The sequence below is a fragment of the Palleronia caenipelagi genome, assembly GCF_007004065.1.
Lineage (GTDB): Bacteria > Pseudomonadota > Alphaproteobacteria > Rhodobacterales > Rhodobacteraceae > Palleronia > Palleronia caenipelagi.
Genome location: NZ_VFSV01000148.1, coordinates 1 through 891 on the forward strand (window position 1 = coordinate 1; position 891 = coordinate 891).

The following is an 891-nucleotide window of genomic DNA, read 5'->3' on the forward strand; positions in this document are numbered from 1 at the left end:
GTTCAAGGCGAAGGTGGCTTTGGAAGCCATCCGCGAGGAGCTGACGACGGCCGAGCTGGCCAAGAAGTATGACAGCCACCCTACCATGATCAGCGGCTGGAAACGGACCGCGATTGAGAACATGGCACAGGCCTTCACCGGCCAGGCGACCGCGGAGCCGACGATATCGGCGGCAGAGGTCGGAAAGCTGCACGCCAAAATCGGGCAGCTGGTCGTGGAACGGGATTTTTTGTTGGAAGCCTCCAGTCTCATCCCCGGCACTGGAGGCAAAAAGCGGTGAAGAAAGACCATCCCGATCTYAGCGTCCGGCGGCAATGCAGCCTGCTGTCACTGGCACGCTCAACCCTCTACTACCAGCCGCGTGGGGAAAGCCCCGAGAACCTGAAGTTCATGGAAATCATCGATTGTCAGTTCCTCGAGACGCCATGGTATGGCTCACGCCAGATGGTCCGGCACTTGGCTCGCGAGGGACATAAATGCGGCCGACATCGTGTGCGGCGGCTGATGCAGCTCATGCGGTTGGTGCCTATCTACCAGGAACCGAAGACCAGCAAGTGGTCTTCCCCCACTGAAGTGGTCCTCCGCTATGTTCAGGAAAACGGAGGAAACAGATGGCAAACAAGCGACCAAAGCCAGAAGAGATTGTTACGAAGTTACGGCAGGTTGAGGTTCTGACGGGGCAAGGGATGCCGCGTCTGGATGCGATCCGCCAGATCGGCGTGACTGAACAGACGTTCTACCGCTGGAAGAAAAAGTACGGTGGAATGGGCACGGACCAATTGAAGGAACTAAAGCGTCTTCAGAAAGAGAATGAGCGGCTGCGCAAGGCTGTTTCGGATCTGACCCTGGACAAGCTGATCCTGGCGGAGGCCGCAAAGGGAAACTTCTGAG

Annotated in this window: 1 protein-coding gene and 2 pseudogenes; all 3 read left to right on the forward strand. The window is 57.6% G+C overall.

All coding sequences use genetic code 11. The annotated features are described in order from the left end of the window. Positions 1-280: pseudogene (locus tag FEV53_RS21150) on the forward strand (IS3 family transposase); the annotation flags it as partial. 110 nt (positions 281-390) lie between these two features. Then, positions 391-675 (forward strand): IS3 family transposase, encoded by a 285-nt coding sequence (locus tag FEV53_RS22320; RefSeq protein ID WP_425465513.1) that lies wholly within the window; start codon positions 391-393, stop codon positions 673-675. Continuing rightward, positions 612-881, forward strand: a pseudogene (locus FEV53_RS20370) (transposase); the annotation flags it as partial. The gene FEV53_RS22320 and the pseudogene FEV53_RS20370, both read left to right, overlap by 64 nt. Positions 882-891: the final 10 nt, after the last annotated feature.

Bases quoted from the DNA above. Each gene is read 5' to 3' on its own strand.
- FEV53_RS22320 (WP_425465513.1), top strand. From the start codon at position 391: ATGGAAATCATCGATTGTCAGTTCCTCGAGACGCCATGGTATGGCTCA.